The sequence below is a fragment of the Vibrio sp. 704 genome (genome assembly GCF_033339295.1).
The window spans coordinates 1-765 of record NZ_JAWOUH010000354.1; the positions used below are offsets into that span (position 1 = coordinate 1).

Annotated in this window: 1 protein-coding gene and 1 pseudogene; one reads left to right on the forward strand and one right to left on the reverse strand. The window is 38.7% G+C overall.

Annotated features, from left to right (window positions below; all coding sequences use genetic code 11):
• A pseudogene (locus tag R7R24_RS26425) lies at nt 1-380 on the forward strand (LysR family transcriptional regulator); the annotation flags it as partial.
• A 112-nt stretch (nt 381-492) separates the two neighbouring features.
• Here R7R24_RS26425 and R7R24_RS26430 read toward each other — a convergent pair.
• Entirely contained in the window at nt 493-666 is a 174-nt protein-coding gene (locus tag R7R24_RS26430; protein WP_005462086.1) for a hypothetical protein, read from the reverse strand.
• Nucleotides 667-765 lie beyond the last annotated feature (99 nt).

Sequence of the window (765 nt, forward strand, 5' to 3'; positions counted from 1 at the left end):
GGATTGACGAGCACATCTCCACCGAGATGTTAAGCGACGAAAAACATTGCGTACTTGCCAGTAAATGGAGTTTTGATACTGAGTTTGAAAAACATTTGGGCTTAATCGTCAAATCAAACAATATCGATTCTATCGCATCTAACTATTTGGGTATTCTCACCCACGTAGCTCAAAGCGACTGCATCGGAGTCATTCCGCTATCTTTGGCAAAGAAATGGGGGAAAACCTTTAATATTAAGCATTTTACTTCCCCTTTGGGCGCTTGCTTTATTCAATATCAAATCGCATACCACCAACGAAAAGCGAACTGTAAAAGGCATGGAGCGATGCGAGCGTTGATAAAATCTAAAGTATTAGAAGGTCAACAACGTATCATTTAATCAGTTGATTCCTCCCTACTTTTCAACAGATTTTATTGACAAAAAAGCCGTTGTTCATCAACGGCTTTCTTTTCACTTTCATTGCTTTAATACAACCGATTGATGAGAAAAGCTAAAAAGCGATACCTATCACGGCTTCCAACATTTTTAACTCTTCATGAGTCAAAAAATCCGTCGATTGCCTACTGAGCACACTGCTATTGAATTCAACTATTGCTACATTCTGTTGCTCGTCTTTTTCATTTTTTGGTTGCTCCGGGGAAAAGTTGGTATTTTGCGTAACCATATTTGCTCCTACCCTATGCTTTATTTAGAGAAGCACTAAGCCATTTACTTCCGCTGCTTATGCGAATTTTTTTATCATGTCAGAGAGTTCATTCGTACA

Excerpts from the sequence above, each read along its gene's own strand:
- R7R24_RS26430 (WP_005462086.1), bottom strand. The coding sequence starts at position 666 with ATGGTTACGCAAAATACCAACTTTTCCCCGGAGCAACCAAAAAATGAA.